Genomic DNA, 22,297 nt, shown 5'->3' with positions numbered 1-22,297 from the left:
TTTATTTTGTAAAAATATTACTTATAGTTAGCTTAGCATTCCTGAAAAAATGTAAAAAAAAGTAAAAGAGTTGTTTTAGTAGTTATAACCTACTAAAACAACTCTTTATTATCAGTTTTCTATTTTATTAGAATGATTTAATAAATAAGCAAGTATAGCAGCCACATATATACTAACAGCTGGAGCATATAATACGTGTCCTGCTATTGTGGCTGCACCAATTGCTAATGCCAACGAAACTAAAGGGAATAATACATCCGCTCTTAACATTTTATATTTAAGCACAAATAGATTTTTCACTAATAAATATACTGTAATAACAAATGGAGCAATAAACAATATGAAACCAATAATTCCGAACGAATAAAATAAGTCAAAGAAATCCATTTCAATCAATTTTGGATGGTCTTCCCAATTTCCTGCATATCCTAAACCGAATAGTTTTTGGTGAATTGGAGCTGCAACAAAATGTGTATGTGTACGATATAAATAAACATCTCTATTACTCAGTAAAACTGTAACAAGTTTATTCTTAAAGAATTTATTCTCTGCCATTTTTTCCTTTAAGGCATTATTTTCTTCCAATTCTTTATTATCTATTTCGTTTTCCCCTTCCATTTCTTCCAACAATTCTTCTAATAACTTTTCATTAACCGAAGTGTAATGGCCAGCCGTATTAGTATATGCAGGAGTAATAGGAGTTAACAAGATAAACAATAGAATGGCACTAATACTTACGATTAAGTTACGTTTAATTGCTTTCGTATCTTCTTTTAACTTTGCTGACTTTAACCATTCTATTAATAAAATGATAGGGGTTAGTCCACAAACTAATAATATGGATAAATGACCAACTTTTGTTCCTAACATCAATGCGGAGAAGCCTAAAGTTAACGCAGGCAGCCAATAATAGATTTCCTTCCAGGCGTTCATTTTTCTCACAGCATACATAATAACAAACGGGAAGCCGATGGATAGTATGGCACTTAACTCATTTCCTGAATAGAACCAACCTTTATTTCCTGCTTTTCCGTACTCATATGTGTTAAAGCCAGTACCTGTTACAAACGTAAACAATAAAACTGCCCCTACAATTGTCATTGCATAGACAACGTATTGCTGGAATTTAGTTACAAATACTTTGTGTGTATGTAGTGTAGTAAAAATTAATAGGTACGATAGAAACATAACGACAAAGTATAATGCTTTAGCTACGAACTGCACTTCATAAAAAATATTAAATACTGGTTTAGAAAAAAAGTTCCCTATAAATCCTATACCAACTACTGAGAGTAAAAAAAGTAAATAAACGCCAATCGGTCTTTTCAAGTGACTTTCAGAGAAAAGTAAAATAAACAATAATCCAAATAGTAAAAAGGCCATTCGCACTAGTAATCCTACCGTAATGCTTGTACCTAAATAGTATATATTGAATGCTGTTAAAATATCTAAAATAGGTTGAAAAATGATAAAAATTAATAAAAGTTGATTACTATTATCTTTTAATCGACTAAAGACCTCTTTAATACCCATATGTACCCCCAACTTAATTTCTGATTAGCTTTCGATACCATAAAATCTATTTGAAACATTTTTTATTTCAGGATAAAAAAGCCACTATAATCCTAAACTAATTTTACTTGAGTCTCGCTAAACGAACCTTAATTATGAAATGGATTCACTTAATTAATATACCAAATAATTTTGTAGCAAACTGCTCTTTTTTCAATAAAGTATACAGAATATTATATCGTTCGTAAACTAATTTATTTAAAGGAAACAGTAGATTATTTGACTAACAAACAAAAAAATCCTAGTATTATCTAGTACAATCATTTGATATTAATTTGATTTATTGAGAAAGGAAGAGATGACAAATATGATTAATAAAATATGTATTGTCGGACTTGGATATATAGGTTTACCCACTTCGGCCATTTTCGCTGCATCTGGTATTAACGTGATTGGAGTAGACATTAGTGAAAAAATCGTTAACAAGATTAATATGGGAGAGATTCACATTGAGGAACCTGGGCTTCCGGAATTAGTGAAACGCGTAGTTGCGGAAGGAAAGCTTAAAGCGTCAACATTACCAGAACAATCAGATGCCTATATTATAGCTGTACCAACTCCTATTCATGAGGATTATCGAGCAAATGTCGACTATGTTGTTTCAGCATGTGAGAAAATTGCACCACTTGTTCAAGCTGGTGATATTGTAATTGTTGAGTCAACTATTCCTCCTAGAACAATTAGTGATGTAGTTGCTCCTATTTTTAATGAAGTAGGCTTATCAGAAAATGACATATTCTTAGCACATTGTCCTGAAAGAGTATTACCTGGAAGAATCTTAACGGAATTAATTGAAAATACTCGTATTGTTGGCGGATTAACACCTGAAGCAACAAAGAAAGCGGCAGACCTATATCGCCTTGTTGTAACAGGCGATGTAATTGAAACAGATTCTACAACTGCAGAAATGACAAAATTAATGGAAAACACGTTTAGAGATGTTAATATCGCTTTAGCAAATGAATTAGTTAAAATATCTAAACACCTAGGAATCAATGCTCATGATGTTATTCAGTTCGCTAACAAACATCCACGAGTAAACTTGCATTTACCTGGACCAGGCGTTGGTGGGCACTGCTTAGCAGTAGATCCATACTTTATTATTGAAAAAGCTCCTGAACAAGCAAAACTAATACAGACTTCTAGAGATATTAACAATTCTATGCCTTCTTTTGTTGTTCAAAACATTAAGGAAATAATAAGTAATATTGCAAATCCTAAAGTAGCTATATTAGGTGTGACTTATAAGGGGAATATTGATGATTATCGTGAAAGTCCTGCACTTGATGTTATTAATATTCTTGAAGGGGAAAAGAATATTACACTAGCAATTCATGATCCACATGTTTTGAATGAAAAAGCTCCTTTCGACCTATTAAGTTTGGAAGAAGCATTAGACGGTGCAGACTTAGCAGTTATCCTTTCGGATCATCATGAATTCAAAGAGATTGTTAGCTCAAATGTACTAGCTACAATGAATAACAATGTGCTATTTGACACAAAAGGAATATGCACGCAAACGGATGAATCCAATACAGTCCTATATAATTTTAATAACATATACACAATTAAACCTATATAAATGAGTGAGTTTCATAATGTACAATTTCTATACGAAAAACGAATATTAAAACATAATCATTATTATATTTAACGTTTTATATCGAGCGTTATCTAAAGATAACGAACTAAATATTCGTTTTTCACTAAACGAACCGTAATGATAAAAATGATTCAAATAAAAAGGCATTAAAGGTGAATAATTACCTTTAATGCCTTCTTTTAGTATGAAATAAAACTTTGATTAAAAACTTAGGTAAGGCTAACTGTCTACGTAATCTTTTAGGTTGGGAAAGTAATCGATAAAACCACTCTAATCCTGTTTTTCTAAACAAGAAAGGAGCTCGTTTCACTTCCCCACTAATAACATCAAAGCTTCCACCCACACCTTGGAAAATATTAACATTCAATTTACTTTTATTCTCTTCTATCCAGTATTCCTGCCTCGGACTACCAAGTGCAACAAAAAGTAGTTGCGCACCTGATTGGTTAATTTCTTCAATTAACTCATTTTGATCCTTTACATAACCGTCTTTATAACCAGCAACTGTTAAGTTTGGATATTTTTTTTCTATATTACCTACAGCTTTTTCCACAACTTGTTTTTTTGCACCATACAAAAATATCTTATACTGTTTCTCATTTGCTAATTCTAAAAGTCGAATAAACAAATCTACACCTGTTATACGACTAGAAATTTTCCCATTATTAAGCTTAGATGCAAATACAATTCCAATTCCATCGGGAATAGTAAACGTTGCACTATTAATTAAGTTTTTTAGCTTTTGATCTTTTTGTAGTGTCATAATTTTCTCAGGGTTAATAGCTATAATATTTGCTTGTTCATTCCCCATAATTTTTTGATTAACACTAGAAATTAGTTGATCATAATTTAAACTTGTAACATTTACATCCAAAACCTGTTCAGTATTAGACATGATATCATTCCTTTTATTTATATTTGACATCATTCCACTTAGTACTAGCACAATGTTGATACACTTTTTCTTTATATTTTAGATTTTTAAAAATAGCATATAATAGAGTAGCTTCTTTATTAACTTGTTTAAAATACTTGCTATATTCCTTTGCAGAGTTGTTTTTTATCCGCTCATCCAACTCTGAAACACTTAATTCCATGAAAGTTTCAACAGCTTTAACTGCATGATTTTCTACTAAGTTACTTTTTAACGAAGAAAGAGCCATAAACCCATCAAAATCAATAGCTTGCGAAGCAAATACGTTTACTGTTGCTTGTTTTACATCCATATACTTTGTTATATCAACTATACAATTAATTTCTTCCTTCGGTAGTAACGTATTAATTTCATACAACCTAATTTTAATATCATTTTTCCATGCACTATCTATTGAGGAGAGCGTGTCTAGTAGTATATGACTAGTAGCAATATGGTCTGGATGACAATCTACAAAAACAGGGATAAATATTACTTCAGGGCGGATTGATTCTATTTTTTGTTTTAATCGTTGTTGAACTTTTGAAGTACTTCTTAACTCCCCATCTTTTTCATCTAAGAAATCTATACTGGTTATTTTTAATAACTTTTGTACTTCTTTGGCTTCCTCTTTTCGTTGCTTTACAATTAATCTTGCATCTTCATTAGAATTACTACCAGAGCCATCTGTTAAAAAAAGCACATGGGTTTCTGCCCCTAAATCCGCATATGCTTTTAATGTTCCTCCTGCTCCAATCGTCTCGTCATCTACATGTGGCGCTAGTAATAACACTCTTTTTTCGGATAACGGTTGAACAGAATGGACACCTTTAAAGTAATTCGAAAGGATTATTTTATTTATAGGTGTGATAAAAGGTTTAATGAAACTTAATACCCTTCTTTTCATCATACATCAAACTCCAATTTAAAAAGAATCTACATCTCCAGGTGTAATACACCATTTTTCGTGTTTTCTTAATTCGCTTAATTGAGGATTTACTTCTATACCAACTAGAGGCATCGGACTATCTTTTAAAATAAAGCCGCCTTTTTCTAGAGTGGCAATAACGGAACTATTAGGTAATGCCCAAGTTTGAATAACAGATACATCTATTAAATACTCCATAGCTTTATTAAGTAGAAGCTCACTTATACCATCTTTTTCAATAAATAAGAAATCTAAAATAATACCAGTTGTAATATTTTTTGCTACATTACTACTTTTTCCTATAACAATATATCCTACTAGCTTTTCCTGCTCATAGCAACCAAATAGTTTGTAATCTTTCTCAGGATGTTGTATGTATCTCCAGTTTAAATAATTCGAGTCTCTAACTAACCAAGCCTTATACATATCCTTCGTATTTTCAGCTAACTCATCGAACTCCTGACTACATCGATTTACCTCTTTTATTTCATAATTACTACTATCTTTATTTTCTAGCTTCTTTTTTCTTCTACGAAATATAATATCATCTAACTTCTTACCAACCGAAAGGATAGGGAGTTTAGAAGACATTAAAATGAATGGTCTTAAAATGGAAATATATCTTGGCATGTCAATCATATGCTCTGCACCAGTGTGTTTAATGAAAAGCTCCTTTGCCTTAGGTGCTGGGAATCCATATAAGAACTCTATGTTATCTTTCTTTGCTTCCTTTAATAAATATTCGTTTAACTTTTCATAAATCCCTTTTCCTCTTGAATCAGGATCTACCATTGTATCAATCCTCAAGCCAATTTTCTTTTTTTCACCATAAACATACGCATCGTTTACCCATAAGCTAATATGACCTAAAATGGCATTACCTTCTTCATAAACTAAAACCCATGGCTCTTGCTTTTCGTCGAAATTACACTCAAATTTCCATTTCCACATTTTTTCCGTATACTCTTTTTGAAACACTTTCTTAAATAGGTTACGAATTTTTGGGGCATCCCCCTGTTTATATCTTCTTACACTCATACTAACCATCCTTTATTAAAGGTTACAGATGCTATCTATAAAGCCAACTGCTAATAAACAGTTGGCTTATATTTTACTATGCCTGAAATACATCAGGTTTTTCAGCTAGATCAAAATGGTACAATATCGCCTGCACAATCCTTTGCGAAGCATTCCCATCTCCGTAAGGATTGGATGCTTTTGCCATTTTTTCATAAGCATGCATATCATTTAACAACTCATATGCCATTTTATAAATAGTTTCCTCATCAGTTCCAGCTAATTTCAACGTACCAGCTTCAATTCCTTCAGGTCGTTCAGTCGTGTCCCGTAAAACTAATACCGGAACACCTAACGAAGGTGCCTCTTCTTGCACACCGCCTGAATCTGTCAATATAATATAAGCTCTTGATGCAAAATTATGAAAATCATATACACCTAATGGCTCAATTAAATGTACTTTTGGATTATCTCCAATTATTTCGTTTGCAATTTCACGTACAGCAGGATTCATATGTATCGGATATACTACTTGAACATCTTCGTGTTCATTTACTAATCTATTTATCGCTCTAAACATGTTACGCATTGGTTCTCCTAAATTTTCACGTCTATGAGCTGTTAAAAGAATCATCCTGTCATCGCCAATTTTACGAAGCACCTCGTGGGTGTAATTATCACCAATAGTTGTTTTTAGCGCATCAATTGCTGTGTTTCCAGTAATAAAAATATTTTCCTTTTCCTTATTTTCTTGAAGTAAATTATGACTAGATTTTTCAGTTGGTGCAAAATGTAAATCTGCAATAACACCAGTAATTTGACGATTTATTTCTTCTGGGAATGGAGAGTATTTATTCCACGTACGTAAACCTGCTTCTACATGTCCTACTGCAATTTGATTATAGAAAGCTGCTAGACTTGCAACAAATGTTGTAGTTGTATCCCCATGAACTAAAACGATATCAGGTTTAACTTGCTTCATCACTTCATCTAAACCTTCAAGAGCACGTACTGTAACATCTGTTAGAGTTTGTCGATCTTTCATAATATTTAAGTCATAATCAGGAGTTACTTGAAAAATACTTAATACTTGATCTAACATTTCACGATGTTGTGCCGTTACCGTAATAATTGATTCTATATTTTCTGAGTGCTTCTCGAGTTCTAACACTAAAGGACACATCTTTATCGCTTCTGGTCTTGTCCCAAAAATAGTCATTACCTTTATTTTCTTAACCATTTTTTCACCTACAACTGTTTATTTTACATCAATAAATTTCAACCTTATAACTAACCATATCATATCATGATACTAGTAACAATCTGCAAGTAAATACTGATTAATCTGCAACAATTTACTTACTTTTGTTAATTTCATCTATAAACATGTAAATAAAACCGCACAACTTATCTATTATAAATTGCGCGGTCGTTTTTTAGCTTATTTTGTTTTAACTAAGTTATTAACTAAACTATCACTAACAACCGATGATCCACCTAATACTTTAAAGCTCTTTACCTCTTGTTTCTGTACATAGTCCTTCACTTCTGGTGGGAGAGTAATTTGACGAACCAATAGGATTGGCGCGTTATTCTTCCCTGCAAGTACAGAACCTGTTAATGCATCTGCAAAATTCAAGCCAGTTGCAATATAAACTTCGTCTGTAGACATTTTAAAATATTCAGCAATAGCAACCGATGTCGCAAATCGATTTCCCCCACTAATTCTTGTGCCTTTAACTTCTCTTCTTATGCTTTCAGAGATGACATTTTCACCACCAATTACATATGTGGAAGATATTCCTTTAAGCGCATTTCTCGTTTCATCTGGTAAGAGGGTTTTTCTCGATAATAATATTGGATATCCTTTCGTTGCTGCATATGGCGCAATGGAAAGGGCATCCGGATAATTGCCACCGTAAGTAACGATTGCCTTTTCAGGATTTCCGCCTAAACGTTTTGCTATTAACGCCGCCGTTTCGTAACGGTTCCCTCCACCAATTCTTTCAACTGTTAATCCATTCTCCTCTAACGCTTTTTCAACTGTTGTGGAAACAGCATTTATTCCACCAAGAATAACAACGTGTTTAGCTTTTAGTTCTTTTATTCGTTGTTCTGTTTCGGGAGTCAGGCGATCTTTGTGCGTTAATAAAATTGGTGCATCCAACTTCGCTGCTAAAGGAGCACCCGCAAGGGCATCTGGGAAATCATTGTTTTTTGTAAGTACTACCGTGTCTGCTCGATCCCAACCACTTTTAGAAACTTCGACCGCTGTCAAAAATCGACTACCTCCCGATATTCGTTCCCCGAAGTAGCTTAAATAACTAGATGCAACATATCCTTCTCGTCCATCTTGTGTTATGACAGGATACCAAACAAAGTGATTGTGAATAGAATTTCTTTGATCATATGCTATACCACCTTGAATAGTCACAACCTCATTAGATAAACTTTTAATAGCTTTACCTTGCGTTGATGGAGCATCGCGTAATGTTAAAGATTGTGGTGTTAAAACAAATTCATTAGCCTTAAATTTATGCTTTGTTAATTGAAAGTTTCCTTTTAAGTTGTAATGTTTCTCACGAAAACTTAACCTGTTGTTATCTAAGTACTGCAAATCTTCAATTTTCACTTCGGTTAAAGCTAAATTTAATTGTAACGAATGGTTACTTTCTTTAATAATTTTAAAAACATCATCTTGGTATGTATTATAATTTCTTGATCCACCATCCCTGAATCTAGGACTATTTCTATGTACAAGTCCATTATAAGCCATTACGGCAAAGTACCAATTTTCTAGTACATCTCTATTTTTATCGTTAAGAGTAGGGATAACGGATCCGCCAAGCCTCCATTTGTCATTTAAAATCGTGACACCTACTTGGATATTGTATTGAATATCGGTTTTAAGCCTATTTGTGTCAAAATTATACTCACCTTCGTGATCTGTTACTTGCATAATTCCGATTCCGCCATCAGGTGAAATATGTGGTTTACCATTTTCACATTGTTCCCAATCGGACTCCTTCAAAGCAATTGCTTTTACAATCTCTGGTGGAACATTTTGTTTTAACGCTTCTTCTGTTAGCAATTGATTAATTACAATATTATTAGGAGTGGTACAAGTTGTTGCATGTACTTGCCCTATATTTGGAACTAAATACATAACAAGCGTAAAGGCGATTATTATTTTTATTTTCCTATACACTTAAATTTCCCCCTTTATACTTTCTCTACTAATCTAGTATACATAAAAATTCCAAATATTAGTATGATTTCATACAAAAAAAAGAACTCGACTATTAATATCGAGTTCTTTTAAAAGATTATTGTTTAGATAAATTTGTACCAGGGTAATAGAAAGATAGAATATCTCTATACGTCTTACCTTGTCTCGCCATTTCGTTTGCACCGAATTGACTCATTCCAATTCCGTGTCCGAAACCTCTACCGTTTATAATGTACTTTGTTTTGGAAAGGTCGGCAATAAAATTCACTTGGCTATCAGAAACGGCTTGTTTTCCACCTAAAACATTTACAACATTAATTGTATTTCTATGTGCTTCTAAGAACTTCTCTACATTTGCGTTTTTGCTCTCACCCACTAATACAAGTGGCGAATTCGTGTTTACAGCTAACGATGCAGATGTTAGTGCATCTGGAAAATCTCTACCTGTCGATAATAGAACTTTACTAAGATCTAAATCATTTTGGAAAGTTTCTAAAATGTTTGCCAAAGTATCATACCTATTTCCTCCAGGTACGGATAATCGATTAACTTTATTAGCGCCTACTACAGCTTGAAGTTCATTTCTAACGTTATCTGAAATAGCTAACGATCCACCTAAAATGTTAACTTGCTTATTTTTGTCTTTAATAAAAGCAACAGAATTAGCTGGAATCGAGTTAGTTTTAGATAAAACTATCGCCCATTTTTGACTCGCGGCTATTGGCGCAGCAGCTAAAGCATCAGCGAAATTTGAACCTGAAGCAACAAAAACTCCATTTACATCTTGTAATCGCTTATTAATTTCTAAGTTTGTTTCATATCTATTAGTTCCGCTTAATCTTTCAACTCTTCTAACTGTTGAAATATTAGATAAACTAGTACTTACTTGGTTGGTTACAGCTGTTGTACCACCAAGGATGATAACATTCTCTGCATTTAAACGTTGTACTTCTTGCTTTACAGCATCCGGTAAACTATTACTTGATGTTAATAGTATTGGTGCATTCCCATATTGGGCAGCTAAAGGTCCCGCTGATAATGCGTCTGCAAAATCAGCTGCAGTCGTGATGAATACCGTTTTATGTGCATGGTTAACTGGGAATCCTGATGGATAAAGCTGTTTAGATACTTCAATAGCAGTATCAACCCTACTTTGTCCAGAAGTTCTAGTAATATCTACATTAACAGGAGTGTCAAAACTAGTAACTAATAAACTTCTAAAGTTCATTGTTCCTAACATAGCACGTAATTGATCAGCTTTTATGTTCTCTTGTTTAACTAAATGTTTTCTAATTGTTCCATCTGCATTTTTTACGTAAGTTCCATTTTCATTTTTCACAAAAAACTCGACCCAAATGGAGCCTGAAACTATGCGATTCCCACTAGTTCTTTGTGGGGAAATCTCTAACTTAGGAATTGATACGATTTTTAATTCCTTATTCGCATATCCGTTATTTCTAAGCCATGTTTTTAAACTTTCTGCAGGTGCTGAGTTTAATTCTCTTGATACGCTCCACCATTTATCAGGCGCTTTTAAATCTTTCCCTAGTAAACTAATTTGCTCTTTTTCAAGTTCAATTTTAAATGCAGCTGATGCATTGTTAGCAGCTAAGTCGTAAGGGTCTTGTTTAGCTGGCAAGTAGGGTACAGCACTACTCCAAATAGCGTTACTTTCTGTATGACCACCGTTACTAGATGAGTATACAGCAGAGATAATCGCTCCGTTATAAGTTAAATATTCACCCTTCGTTGCATTAACTATGTCTTCAATTTTCTTTTGATAAGATAAATCTATTCCTCCGTATACCTGATGACCTTGGGTATCATTAATAATCGCACCTTCTCTAGAAAAGCTTCTTAAATAGTACGTTCTGGCTGCAACTGCTTGAGCTTTTAAAGCATCAGCATTCCATAATGCAGGCATTTCACGAGGTACTACTCCCTCTACATAGTGTTCTAAAGGTAATTTATTGTATGGTCTAATGTGTTGGTTCGCTTGCACAGTGAAGTTTAATTCACCAAGATAATGGCGATTCCCATTCCCTAAAAGCATCGTTGTATACGTTGCTTTATTATACTCAACTGGTTTAATAACAAAGGAGTTTCCTACCTCACCAATTTTTCTACTTCCTAAGTAAATATTAATATTAGAATTTTCTACTTTAAGTCTATAAGTAGTGTGAGGTTGTAATCGTTCTTCAAATAATGTTTCATCATATTCATATTCACCTCGTAAGACGATATCAAGTTGTGAGGTGTTTCCAATAAAATTCCTTAATTCTACAGTAACAATTCTATCATTTCCGTTGGCTTGGACGTCGTTAGAAACTGCCGATATCGTCGTGAAGATTAACGTTATGGCAAAAAATATCTTTAAAAGTTTCGGCACTCTATCTTTCCCCCTATTCTTTTTCATAGTTAAGTTATACCAAATTAATAGTTTAAAAGAAATAGCCAAAATAAGTAAAATGTCGAAATAAGTATAATAGACTACAATTTGGTTATATTTTGTAATATTTTATTTCACCAAATTTTATGTAGTTTAGTTAAATACACATTTTTTCATATGACGTTTCATTTTCCTACAAAATTCATTCTGGTGGTTTAAAAGAGAAGGTTAGTTATGAATTAAAATGAGTAATAGTAGTATAGGAGAATACTAATAAAACCTTTATCCAAACACCAAAACATAGGGTGTTTTTTTCGCTATGTTGTCTATGAAAAAATTGTCTAGTATTGGTAGATTCATTGTATAATATTAACAAATATACACAATAACTTCTAAGGATGTGAGGAAATGGGGAAACCAAACAAAAAAATTATTGGAATTGCTACTAAAACGGTCGCAAGTACCATACTTTTTGGAAGTTTATTGCTTCCACTTACGACTACAAATGCCGAAAACATGCATAAAATGTCATATCCAACCGTACAAGTGAATACGACCTCTTCATATGCTAATTCTAGTACTACTAATATCGAGACGCGTTTATCAGGCTCTAGTAGATTCAGTACAACAACAGCTATTTCTGAACATGGCTGGGAATCTGGTTCTAATACAGTAGTCATTGCTACAGGGAGAAATTGTTTGAGGTTTCAGTAAAAGGACTGGAAACAACTGATGGAAAAAAAGAAGAACTAACTTATGCTGTGAAATTTTTCAACCTAAAAAACTATTAAACTAGAAAAAGACGCTTAAAACTAATGGCGTCTTTTCATTTTTTATTCACTTCTTAAAATTTCTTCTAACTCCCAAACAACAGAAGGATGAATTGCTACTTTACCACCAAGGATTCGAAAATCACCTTTATTCCTTACAAGATAGTCCTTCGTTGACTTTGGAATAGTAGAAGGTTGAACTAATACTAAACTTTTGTTTTGCTTGGAAGCAAGTGTAGCACCTGCTAGCGCATCTTTATAGTCTGTACCTGTTGCAATATAGAAACCTTCGCTGCTTCCGAAGTAGTCTAAAATAGCAAGATTTGTATCGTATCGATTAACACCTGACAACCTCTGTACATTAGCTTTTTCATTTAGTTTCTTTTCTATGTTTTCCGACACTGCAGACTTACCACCTACTATATAAACTTTAGAAAAATCAAATGCATCTATAATATTTTGAGTTGCAGTTGGAATCGTATCTTTATTAACAAACAAGATTGGGATCCCTCTTGAGGCGGCATACACTGATATAGATAAGGCATCCGGATAATTTCGGCCGTCCGCAATTATTACCTCTCCTTTATGCATTGCACTAAAACGCGCAATTTCCGCCGCTGTGTCATATCTAGTTTTCCCACTAATCCTTAACGTTCCAAATCCCTCTTCTTTAAGCTTTCTCTCTACTGAAGTGTGTAATGCCATTTCTCCCCCAACTAAAATGACATCTGTAACATCTAAAGAATGTAATGTATCAATCGTTTCATTAAAAACAACATTTTGACGAGTTAAAAGGACTGGACTGTCTAGCTTTTTCGCTAAGGTGGTAATAGCAAGTGCATCTGCAAAACTACTGTTATTCGTAAGAATGGCAAAACTCCCTTTCTTACTAGTATTCATACTGTTTATTAGTTCACTAGATTGTACCTTCTTCCAACCACTATGTGCAATTTGTATCGATGTATCTATTGATGTTTTCCCATAAATTCGATTATATGTTTCATAAACTTCTATGGCATTTCCGACATTTAATAAGCCGTTTTGCACATAAATGGATTCACTTTTCACACTAGACTGCTCTAATATCAGTCTAATCTGTCTAGCATTTAGAATCGGATCATGTGCCTTAAGCATCCCAGCCGCAGAGGCAACATATGGAGTTGCCATACTTGTACCACTCATTTTTGTATAGTTACCGCTGTTTAGCAAGTAAGTACTTAATACATCGACCCCAGGTGCAGCTAATGATACATACCTTCCAAAATTAGAGAAATTAGCATATTCATTTGTTGTCGCATTAACAGCCCCCACACTCAGAACACTTGGTAATGCGGCAGGATACATTTGTAAATTGTTACCCTCGTTTCCAGCTGCTGCTACAACTAGTACATTGTTGTCAACAGCATATTGTATGGCTTCCTCTACAGTTCTACTTTTCGTTGGACCAGCTACACTAATGTTGATGATATGCGCACCCATATCCACTGCATAGTAAATACCTTTTGCCAAGTCAGAACCGTAGACACCTTTTTTATCTCCAACTTTTATTGGCATAATAAATGCATCACGTACAATGGAAGCTATCCCTACATTATTGTTTGTAACAGCCCCTACAATTCCAGCTACATGAGTGCCATGTCCTATTTCGTCATGAGGTAGTTCTAAAGGGGCTAGTATGTTGTGCGGCGAAATAATAGCATCCTTTAAATCTGGGTGTTGTAATTCAATTCCAGAATCTAAGACCGCAATTATTGGTTTATAAATATGCTTAAAACTTTTCCATCCATTTTGTACATTCATTACTTCGAAATCTTTTAATTGCGAAAAGAATAATGAATCTGTTACAACAGCAGAGTAGGAATAATGTGAATCTACTTCGACGTAATCCACTTCTGGATTTTTTTGTAATTCATTAATTACTACATGTGAATTTTTATCTAGGACTTTACCTACCTCAAATATTTTTCCTTTATGAAATACGGAAGATTTGTTTTTATATTTTATAATGATTCTCTTTTCATTTAAATCAGTAGCTTCTGCATTTTTTGGAAGGCTATAAAAATTAAATACTATTATAATCGGGATAAAAAAACAAAGTAGTCTATATGTCATATTGCCTCCATTGGTTAGTCATTAATACTAAGCAAAACATAAGTTTTTCATGAATTACGTTGTTACCTGAAAATATTTTAACATAATTAAATTCAGATAGTAGTAATGAAATAGCATCTTCCAATAAAAAACTTGTAATGCATATTGAAATAACATTATAATTTATATAGCACAAATACAATAAAAGGAAGTTATATTAAAATGACAAATCAAAGAAGCCATAAAAATAAGAAGAAAAACTGGGTGAAAATCTCATTAGCTGTTTTTGCTGCTTTCTTCTTACTTGTAGCTATTTATGTTGGCCACACAATATATCAAGTAAACAAAACGTTAACTCAAATGCACGAACCCATCAATCGTGAATATTCTGAGAAACGACCAGAACAAGTAAACTTCTCTAAAAGAGATCCTTTTTCAGTATTACTAATTGGTATTGATAAAAACACAGGAAGTACAGAAAAGGGACGATCTGATTCACTTATAGTCCTCACTGTAAATCCGCATGATGAATCAATGAAGATGGTTAGTATCCCCCGTGATACTAGGACAGAAATAATAGGTAGAGGAACACAAGATAAAATAAACCATGCCCATGCTTTCGGTGGAATTGATATGAGCATACCAACAATTGAGAACTTCTTAGATATTCCGATTGATTACTATGTAAAAGTAAACATGCAAGGATTTAAAGATATAGTGGACGCTGTTGGTGGGGTTCAAGTAAATAATAAATTCTCTTTTAAACAAGATTCTTTCACTTTTGAAGAAGGACGCATTAATTTGGATGGTGAACAAGCATTAGCATTTGCTCGTATGAGAAAACAAGACCCTCGAGGAGACTTTGGAAGAACAGATCGCCAGAAAGAAATAGTACAAGGTGTGATTAATAAAGGAGCTTCGTTTACAGGATTAACGAATCTTGATTCTATCTTAGGAGCTATCGGTCAAAATGTTCGAACCAATTTATCTACGGATGAAATGTTAAATATTCAAAGAAATTATAAGGAAGCTAGACACGACTTAGAAACGTTGCATCTATCTGGGAATGGAACAAAAATTAATGGCATTTATTACTTCCAAGTACCAGAAGAGGAAAGATTAAGATTATCTGGGATTCTTAAAAATCATTTAAAAGTTGATTAAATGACAAAAGGTAGACTATATCAATTGATAGTCTACCTTTTCTTTTGCGAGTAATTCTTAGTCTTTATAGATAAAATAATTGTTAATATAATTTGCCCAAATGTCTTGTCCTTCGGGATTAGGATATACACCATTCAAATAGTTCTTGATTTCCTCATCATTCCAATTCGGCCAATCCTTCCAGTGATCTAAAAACTCATACTCATTAGTAATAGCAAAATCCTTTAGTTGTTCTACTTGCTCTAAATAAAATGTAGGATTATGAATAGGATTAGGAGGTTGAATTATTATGAACACACCAGGGTTCTCAGCTTTAACCGTTTCAATAGTCTCTTGTATATTACTTAACGTATGATTAATCATAACTATTCCATTATCGTTTAGTATTAATGGTTCAAAAATGAAGATATCCGTCTTATAGGATGCAATTTCTATATGACGATTAGTATCAATCAGGTGATTTGTACTTATGTTTTCCAAGTTAATAATTTCTAGTTCAAACTTTCCATTACCGTAATATCCATCTAAACTATTAACAAGTTGAAATGGCCACGGTAAATTTTCTGCGTCACCTGTCATAATAGCTCTTGAACCAACTGCTAAAATACGAATAGTCTCATCGTCTTCTAATTTGTTTAAAACAAGCTCTCTTAGTTGATTATTCATGTTTTTGGTTAAAGAATCATATAAATCAAAACTATCGCTTGAAATTTCTAAAGTTGACTTTTCTATATTAGCTGCAAGCTTTTTATCATAATAAAACTTACCCACTATCGTAATGGAAATAAATATTAAACATAATAGCAAAGTGGCTAACTTTTTCATATTTAATCAAACTCCTTATGTAGTAACATGTTTATTATATACTTTTTTCTATGAAAATAGTAAGTTTGCAATCAATTTTTTGACAAAATATGATAAAATTATAGAAAATAAAGTAGCTCGTTTTTAGTATAATCCCTAGGAGGAAACTATGAAGTCAAAAGTTAAAATAGTTCTTTTCATTACAATAATTGTCGTACTAACGTGGGGATCCCTTGCCCCTTATGCATGGGCTAATATCACCTCTACTTTACAAGAAAAATACAACATTAGTAACCAAGATGAAGAGACGGAACCCGAACCTGTTCCACCACCTATTCCAGTTCCAGCCCCGGAGCCAGATCCTGAGCCAGAACCTGAGCCGAAGCCTGAACCAAAACCTGATCCAAAGCCTGAGCCGAAACCTGAGCCAAAACCTGAGCCGAAACCTGAGCCAAAACCTGAACCGAAGCCTGAACCGAAGCCTGAGCCGAAGCCTGAGCCAAAACCTGAGCCGAATCCCGAGCAGACAACACCTACCCCAGTTACATTAGAGGAAGAGGAAACATACAATGAAACTGAGATAGATGAAGAGGGAAAAAACACCAATGAAAGTAGCGTTATCAGTCTAGCAGAGCTATTAATCATATTTAACGAAAACGAAGAATTATTCACTACAATCGATGAATATATTTTTACAAATGTAGCTTCTATATTACTTTTTAACAAACCGACAGCGGAGGGCAAGTATACTTATTCTAAAAACCCATTCAATGATTTAGTAGTGAGATTGTCATTTAAGCAGATAGAGCAATTAGAATTCTTCTTCGCAGATCAAAATGTTTCGAATTTAGGGAGTAATTATTTGCTATTAGAGAAACTTCAGTTAATAAAAATCGAAAAAAATAAGCTTATCAATATTTAAGAAAATATTGATAAGCTTTTTAAATTTACACCATATTAGTTTTAACTCGTAACAATCGAAACCTTAACTTTAATCATTATTTTCTCTAATTAAGAAAGTTTAAATTAGGGCATTATAATTTGTAATGTCTGATTTTGACCATTAATCACTCACATCTAATATCTGGATTACTTTGCTATCAAAATTTAATAAAATATCGTAGCTATTTACTTTAAAGTAAAGTAAATCTCCTTCTCTAGAAACTATATAGGCGTCGTTTCTTAAACCATTTGTTACATCATTTTCATTTTCAATGTCCTCTACGATTAATCCATTAACAATGTTTTTATCATTAATAGTGTAAGTTATATTTTCATTTATCAATGTAACTAGTTTATTTCCGTTATCATTAATACGTTCACTAACAATTCCTGGAAACTTGTTAATTAAATCCTCATAACTAATCCCTATATTAATAAGAAAATACTCGTATGAATTTGTAAAATTAAGTGGGAATAACGGTAAAAAATCTATAATAGACAAGTTATCTGTTCTAACATATTGATTAATAAAATTAACCTCTTCTTTTCTAATAAAACCGGATATATTCTCAATTGAGATTTTATATTTTCCATTTAACTCTTCTGTTACATAAACGTGATCGGTAAAATTCAAAGTTCTAATTTTATACTTGAGTTCTTCATCAAAATATAGATCTGATTCCAAGACTGAAATAGCGCCTTCTCTCTCAATAGGTATAGAATTATATACTAAATTATCTTCTAATATATTTTCATATTCAGTAATATTATTTTCCTTAATAATACCGTACTTATCCATTAGGCCATATAAAATGTAGCTGGCAATTATTAGAATTATAGAAATAGATATAATAGAAAAATACAATTTACTCTTATTCAATCTCCCTTTACGCTCTCTTCTATTATTCTTATCTTTTACTTCTTCTAATTGCTCCAAATCACCAACTGCATTATTCATCATTTCTCTATTTCTAAGAACTGCTTCTTTATAACTTTTTTGTTCTTCTTTAGTCATTGCTTTAAAATCTTTCAAGAACTTAATATAATTGGGAAGTACTTCATCTATCCCCCCATAATCTCTTATTTCACCAGCCTCGAGCCATAAGACCTTATTACAGAACATTTTAATTTGAGTCATTGAATGGCTGATAAAAAATATAGTCTTACCCTTTTCTTTAAATTCATTCATTTTTATTAAGCATTTGTCAGCAAAAGTCTGATCTCCAACTGATAGCGCTTCGTCAACAACTAACACATCTGGATCAATATTTACAGAAATTGCGAAACCCAGCCTTGATTTCATACCACTTGAGTAATTTTTAACCGGTTGATCAATAAACCTGCCTATATCTGCAAATTCAATAATATCATCCATCATATCTTGTATTTCTTTTTTACTAAATCCTAACATTAAACACTTTAGCTCAATATTTTCTCTACCGGATAACTTATTATTTAATCCTGAAGAAATTGCAATTAAAGATGCTTTCCCATTAACTTTAACAATACCAGATGAAGGAGGAATTACCCCTGTAATTAAGTTAGATAAAGTAGATTTACCAGCACCATTTACACCTACTACACCAATTACCTCACCTTTATTAGCTGTAAAACTTATGTTATTGATGGCATAAAAGTCATCACCACATCCATCAGGAACAAGAATATCTAATAATTTCTGAACTTTGTTATCGTATAATTTATATTTTTTTGTCGCATTTTTAAATATTACAGAACTACTCATTTTTACTCCTTATTCAAGTTAATATAATAATACTTTTATTAAATTGTAAAACACTATCATTATAAATAATCTACAAACTTACTTCTGAATTTCACATGTAAACTAGAACCTATTAATAATAATACTAATGTAATTATCCAAAAATAAATTGTAAATGAAAGATGTTCTACTGGATACCATTTTAAACCAAGAATGGATGCACGATATCCTTCAACTAAATAGTATATAGGGTTTAATTTTAAAATAGTTTGTATTATTTGTGGCTCAATTTTATATGGTGGCCACAAAATCGGAAGTAAAAATATTAGTAACCTTACAACTGCTTGAATTAGATTATGAACATCTCTAATTAAAGTGGAGATTGTAGAGGTTATTAATGAAAATGAAACTAAAAACACTAATGTTGCAAAAATAAAATACGGTAACTGAAGGTAATAAATATTAATAGGATACCCAATTATTTGGAAAATAAGCAAAACTACTACTAATAACATTAGATGTTGGTATAGTTTAGCAACAGTTACAAAAGTGGGTATTGTACTCATCGGGAAACTCATTTTAGACATCATATTAATTCTAGAATATACTGACTGCGAGCCCTGTATAATTGATTGGTTAATAAAAAACCATACTACAATTCCCGAAAGCATCCATGGAAAATAAGGAATGATTTGACCATATAATTCAATATCTCCTCTTCCATTTGTCCTAAGCACACCATAACCAAACACAAACCAAAATATAGAAATTTGAATCATAGGATTAATTATTTCCCATAAAACCCCAATATAGTTATTACTATTGGCACTCTTCATTTCATAAACAGAAAGCCTTTTCACTAAATAAAAACTTTTTAGTTGTTCCTTTAATACCGTAATAAGAGAATTCATTATTGATTTCCTTTCTAATATAACTTCCTATTACATATTACTAAACATTTTAAACAAATTAAGCTTATCATCCTGATACAAATATAAATAAACAAGGGACTCCCTTCGGAAATCCCTTTTATGTTACTATCACTCTACAAATGGATAAATTGTTTTTAATTATAACTTTCCTATTGTATAGTAAATAGAATTCGCCATTTTTCTTACTTGCATTATAAATAGTTACAGTATGAACTCTACAAATATTTATCTCTCCTTCCAATATCTTCTGTAATTAGTCCATGTCTCTTACATTTAACAACCTTATATCATCATTATATTATAAGATTTTTTCTTTTAAATAATTATATGTTTCTTCTGTATTATTACCTTCTTGACATTCCACTAATTTTTCAAAAACACTCTTATAATATTCATCTTGTTGATTTGAATAATTACTTACTATAGTCTCTTGTAATTGATCAAATTTATAAACAATATCACCAAAGGCAATTTCTTCTTGCAAAATATTTGGTGCACCATATTCTTGTTCTGCTAACATTTTATCTTCCCAATAAAAGACTATATTGCTACCCCCAGTGAACCCATAAAAGGTAACAGAAGAATAATCTGAAATTAACACCTTTGTTTTTAGAAGTGCATCTTTAATGTCCCCATCATAGAAATACTTTTCATTTTCAAAATATATTTCTGGAAATTGTTCTTTTAGAATTATTTTTGATTTAGGGTGTAGGACTATATTGATTTTCTTATTCGAATAAAAATCATTTGATTTCACCATATTTATAAACTGCAAATACCTTGAAATATAACTGCCTTCCTCAATTTTTCCAGTCAGATCCCACGGTCTCCATGTTAATAAAAATGTAATTGCGTCTTTTTTTATTGTTCTAGATTTTACGTACAAGTCTAGATTAGGAAGCCCAGTTTTAATTAGATTATCTCTTTTATAGTCAGAATACTTCTCAAACATATCAGCCTCAAAATCCGAGTTAACCAATATGTAGTCAGGTGCAATCGGAACTCTTGTATTGTAATATCCTCTTTCAAATACATTGGTAGCTAAACATACGCCATGCTGCAAAAATATTTTCTTAGTATTGTTTAATATTTTATTTTTAATTAATGTGTCATTATCATAGAGTCTTCTCTGTATATGAGTCACCAAATCTGATGAAATAAAACTTTTTGCTTTAAATATTGTATAAAAGGCTTTAATGCTATTTTTAGCCAAAATCTTATTTGGATAGTTTAATTTTAGTTGTTGAAATTGTTCGTTTTTCGAGTCCAAAATATATCTTGCATTCTCGTCTGTTTTTACGGCGAATTTAAATAACTCGAACCCTGATTCAGATGCCCCTTCACAAAACTTCTCAAAATAAACATTAAATTTATCTTTGTTACTAGTAAATTTACTTAGTATATATGCAATTCGCTCTTTTAGAACTATCAATTTTTTAAGCTCACTTGTAAATACTATTACAAACTGACCTGTTATCGACTTACGAACAAATAATTCTATCGGCTCATAACGAATAAAATATGAAGATGTATTAAATAAATAGTGTGATTTGTTAAATTTATCTTTTGTATTTTCTTTAAGATTAAAGTAATAGTTATACTTGTCGTTCTTTATTCTAATAAATACTGGAACATTAATTTCACTATTTTCCTTATATTGATTTAGCAATACCTTAAAGGGTACACTACACCAAAAAAAGTGTACAATTAGTGCAAAGATATTTGTTTTCATAGCAAACTTTGAACGAATTTTTTTAGGAAATAGAAAATTCACCTTAACATTTACAGACTTATTATAACCAAAAGATAAGTCTATCTCTTCAAAGGAGTAATATCTAAATCGAAGTACACCAAAGAAAATTAAAGCTTGGAAAACACTAAAAATACTAACCCTGTAGAATGGTGTTTTTTCAATTTTATCTACTATTTCATCCACACCTAGAACACTATGATATTTTGCTTTAATAAAGGAAAGACGCTTATTAGAATCTACATAGAATATTACTTGATACTTTCTTTCTTTAACTACTTCAACAATTTCCATTTTGGATTTTTGTTCCACTCGAACAGGTAATCTTGTTTCCTTATTATAAACATAGTATTTATGATTTTCTTTAATCTTTCTATTAGTTATATGAATAGTTCCATTAAAGTCACAATAACCCTCACCAAATTTTAGATGTGTATTATCCCAGGTGTATAAGCCTTCCATTGCTTTTC

General features: G+C 32.1%; 16 protein-coding genes. 4 read left to right on the top strand and 12 right to left on the bottom strand.

What is annotated here, in order from left to right; all coding sequences use genetic code 11:
* Positions 1–111: 111 nt before the first annotated feature.
* Positions 112–1,533, bottom strand: coding sequence for an O-antigen ligase family protein (locus CDZ89_RS02750; RefSeq protein ID WP_100333195.1), 1,422 nt, complete (start codon positions 1,531–1,533; stop codon positions 112–114).
* 346 nt (positions 1,534–1,879) lie between these two features.
* Here CDZ89_RS02750 and CDZ89_RS02745 point away from each other — a divergent pair, with 346 nt between their 5' ends.
* Positions 1,880–3,154: a nucleotide sugar dehydrogenase gene (locus CDZ89_RS02745; RefSeq protein WP_198508222.1), complete on the top strand. Its 1,275-nt coding sequence runs from the start codon at positions 1,880–1,882 to the stop codon at positions 3,152–3,154.
* A 187-nt stretch (positions 3,155–3,341) separates the two neighbouring features.
* Here CDZ89_RS02745 and CDZ89_RS02740 read toward each other — a convergent pair whose 3' ends face one another.
* From CDZ89_RS02740 to CDZ89_RS02715, 6 genes are all read right to left on the bottom strand, one after another.
* Complete coding sequence (locus CDZ89_RS02740) at positions 3,342–4,070, bottom strand: WecB/TagA/CpsF family glycosyltransferase (RefSeq protein ID WP_100334250.1); 729 nt, start codon at positions 4,068–4,070, stop codon at positions 3,342–3,344.
* Positions 4,071–4,083: 13 nt separating this feature from the next.
* Positions 4,084–4,998 carry a PIG-L deacetylase family protein gene (locus CDZ89_RS02735; protein ID WP_100333194.1) on the bottom strand — a complete coding sequence of 305 codons (915 nt, stop codon included), beginning with the start codon at positions 4,996–4,998 and terminating at the stop codon, positions 4,084–4,086.
* Between the two features lie 15 nt (positions 4,999–5,013).
* Positions 5,014–6,054, bottom strand: a complete 1,041-nt coding sequence (locus CDZ89_RS02730; protein ID WP_157842668.1) for a GNAT family N-acetyltransferase — start codon at positions 6,052–6,054, stop codon at positions 5,014–5,016.
* Positions 6,055–6,130: 76 nt separating this feature from the next.
* Entirely contained in the window at positions 6,131–7,273 is a 1,143-nt protein-coding gene (wecB, locus tag CDZ89_RS02725; RefSeq protein WP_100333192.1) for a non-hydrolyzing UDP-N-acetylglucosamine 2-epimerase, read from the bottom strand.
* 201 nt (positions 7,274–7,474) lie between these two features.
* On the bottom strand, positions 7,475–9,241 hold the full coding sequence (locus CDZ89_RS02720) for a cell wall-binding repeat-containing protein (protein WP_100333191.1): 1,767 nt from the start codon (positions 9,239–9,241) through the stop codon (positions 7,475–7,477).
* 118 nt (positions 9,242–9,359) lie between these two features.
* The gene (locus tag CDZ89_RS02715) at positions 9,360–11,651 is read right to left on the bottom strand and encodes a cell wall-binding repeat-containing protein (RefSeq protein ID WP_198508221.1); all 2,292 of its coding nucleotides are present in this window, start codon (positions 11,649–11,651) and stop codon (positions 9,360–9,362) included.
* A gap of 408 nt (positions 11,652–12,059) precedes the next feature.
* Between CDZ89_RS02715 and CDZ89_RS02710 the strand changes: the two genes are divergently transcribed.
* Entirely contained in the window at positions 12,060–12,365 is a 306-nt protein-coding gene (locus CDZ89_RS02710; protein WP_100333189.1) for a hypothetical protein, read from the top strand.
* A gap of 119 nt (positions 12,366–12,484) precedes the next feature.
* On the opposite strand, the gene CDZ89_RS02705 is transcribed toward CDZ89_RS02710, so the two are convergent.
* The gene (locus CDZ89_RS02705) at positions 12,485–14,533 is read right to left on the bottom strand and encodes a cell wall-binding repeat-containing protein (RefSeq protein ID WP_100333188.1); all 2,049 of its coding nucleotides are present in this window, start codon (positions 14,531–14,533) and stop codon (positions 12,485–12,487) included.
* A gap of 201 nt (positions 14,534–14,734) precedes the next feature.
* On the opposite strand from CDZ89_RS02705, the gene CDZ89_RS02700 reads away from it, so the two are divergent.
* Positions 14,735–15,676: an LCP family glycopolymer transferase gene (locus CDZ89_RS02700; protein ID WP_100333187.1), complete on the top strand. Its 942-nt coding sequence runs from the start codon at positions 14,735–14,737 to the stop codon at positions 15,674–15,676.
* 57 nt (positions 15,677–15,733) lie between these two features.
* Here CDZ89_RS02700 and CDZ89_RS02695 read toward each other — a convergent pair whose 3' ends face one another.
* On the bottom strand, positions 15,734–16,501 hold the full coding sequence (locus CDZ89_RS02695) for an SGNH/GDSL hydrolase family protein (protein ID WP_100333186.1): 768 nt from the start codon (positions 16,499–16,501) through the stop codon (positions 15,734–15,736).
* Positions 16,502–16,649: 148 nt separating this feature from the next.
* On the opposite strand from CDZ89_RS02695, the gene CDZ89_RS19865 reads away from it, so the two are divergent.
* Entirely contained in the window at positions 16,650–17,402 is a 753-nt protein-coding gene (locus CDZ89_RS19865) for a hypothetical protein (RefSeq protein WP_198508220.1), read from the top strand.
* A 141-nt stretch (positions 17,403–17,543) separates the two neighbouring features.
* On the opposite strand, the gene tagH is transcribed toward CDZ89_RS19865, so the two are convergent.
* From tagH to CDZ89_RS02675, 3 genes are all read right to left on the bottom strand, one after another.
* The gene (gene tagH, locus CDZ89_RS02685; RefSeq protein ID WP_100333185.1) at positions 17,544–19,166 is read right to left on the bottom strand and encodes a teichoic acids export ABC transporter ATP-binding subunit TagH; all 1,623 of its coding nucleotides are present in this window, start codon (positions 19,164–19,166) and stop codon (positions 17,544–17,546) included.
* A 59-nt stretch (positions 19,167–19,225) separates the two neighbouring features.
* On the bottom strand, positions 19,226–20,056 hold the full coding sequence (locus CDZ89_RS02680; protein ID WP_100333184.1) for an ABC transporter permease: 831 nt from the start codon (positions 20,054–20,056) through the stop codon (positions 19,226–19,228).
* A gap of 319 nt (positions 20,057–20,375) precedes the next feature.
* Entirely contained in the window at positions 20,376–22,289 is a 1,914-nt protein-coding gene (locus tag CDZ89_RS02675) for a CDP-glycerol glycerophosphotransferase family protein (RefSeq protein ID WP_100333183.1), read from the bottom strand.
* Between the last annotated feature and the right edge of the window lie 8 nt (positions 22,290–22,297).

It is taken from the genome of Bacillus alkalisoli, assembly GCF_002797415.1.
GTDB lineage: Bacteria > Bacillota > Bacilli > Bacillales > Bacillaceae_I > Bacillus_CD > Bacillus_CD alkalisoli.
Note: the sequence above shows the minus strand (reverse complement) of the source record. Positions and strands in the feature narration are given on the sequence as shown.

What these genes read in the sequence shown, in the direction of transcription:
- CDZ89_RS02750 (WP_100333195.1), bottom strand. Translation starts at nt 1,533, where the DNA reads ATGGGTATTAAAGAGGTCTTTAGTCGATTAAAAGATAATAGTAATCAA.
- CDZ89_RS02745 (WP_198508222.1), top strand. Translation starts at nt 1,880, where the DNA reads ATGATTAATAAAATATGTATTGTCGGACTTGGATATATAGGTTTACCC.
- CDZ89_RS02740 (WP_100334250.1), bottom strand. Translation starts at nt 4,070, where the DNA reads ATGTCTAATACTGAACAGGTTTTGGATGTAAATGTTACAAGTTTAAAT.
- CDZ89_RS02735 (WP_100333194.1), bottom strand. Translation starts at nt 4,998, where the DNA reads ATGATGAAAAGAAGGGTATTAAGTTTCATTAAACCTTTTATCACACCT.
- CDZ89_RS02730 (WP_157842668.1), bottom strand. Translation starts at nt 6,054, where the DNA reads ATGAGTGTAAGAAGATATAAACAGGGGGATGCCCCAAAAATTCGTAAC.
- wecB (WP_100333192.1), bottom strand. Translation starts at nt 7,273, where the DNA reads ATGGTTAAGAAAATAAAGGTAATGACTATTTTTGGGACAAGACCAGAA.
- CDZ89_RS02710 (WP_100333189.1), top strand. Translation starts at nt 12,060, where the DNA reads ATGGGGAAACCAAACAAAAAAATTATTGGAATTGCTACTAAAACGGTC.
- CDZ89_RS02705 (WP_100333188.1), bottom strand. Translation starts at nt 14,533, where the DNA reads ATGACATATAGACTACTTTGTTTTTTTATCCCGATTATAATAGTATTT.
- CDZ89_RS02700 (WP_100333187.1), top strand. Translation starts at nt 14,735, where the DNA reads ATGACAAATCAAAGAAGCCATAAAAATAAGAAGAAAAACTGGGTGAAA.
- CDZ89_RS02695 (WP_100333186.1), bottom strand. Translation starts at nt 16,501, where the DNA reads ATGAAAAAGTTAGCCACTTTGCTATTATGTTTAATATTTATTTCCATT.
- CDZ89_RS19865 (WP_198508220.1), top strand. Translation starts at nt 16,650, where the DNA reads ATGAAGTCAAAAGTTAAAATAGTTCTTTTCATTACAATAATTGTCGTA.
- tagH (WP_100333185.1), bottom strand. Translation starts at nt 19,166, where the DNA reads ATGAGTAGTTCTGTAATATTTAAAAATGCGACAAAAAAATATAAATTA.
- CDZ89_RS02680 (WP_100333184.1), bottom strand. Translation starts at nt 20,056, where the DNA reads ATGAATTCTCTTATTACGGTATTAAAGGAACAACTAAAAAGTTTTTAT.
- CDZ89_RS02675 (WP_100333183.1), bottom strand. Translation starts at nt 22,289, where the DNA reads ATGGAAGGCTTATACACCTGGGATAATACACATCTAAAATTTGGTGAG.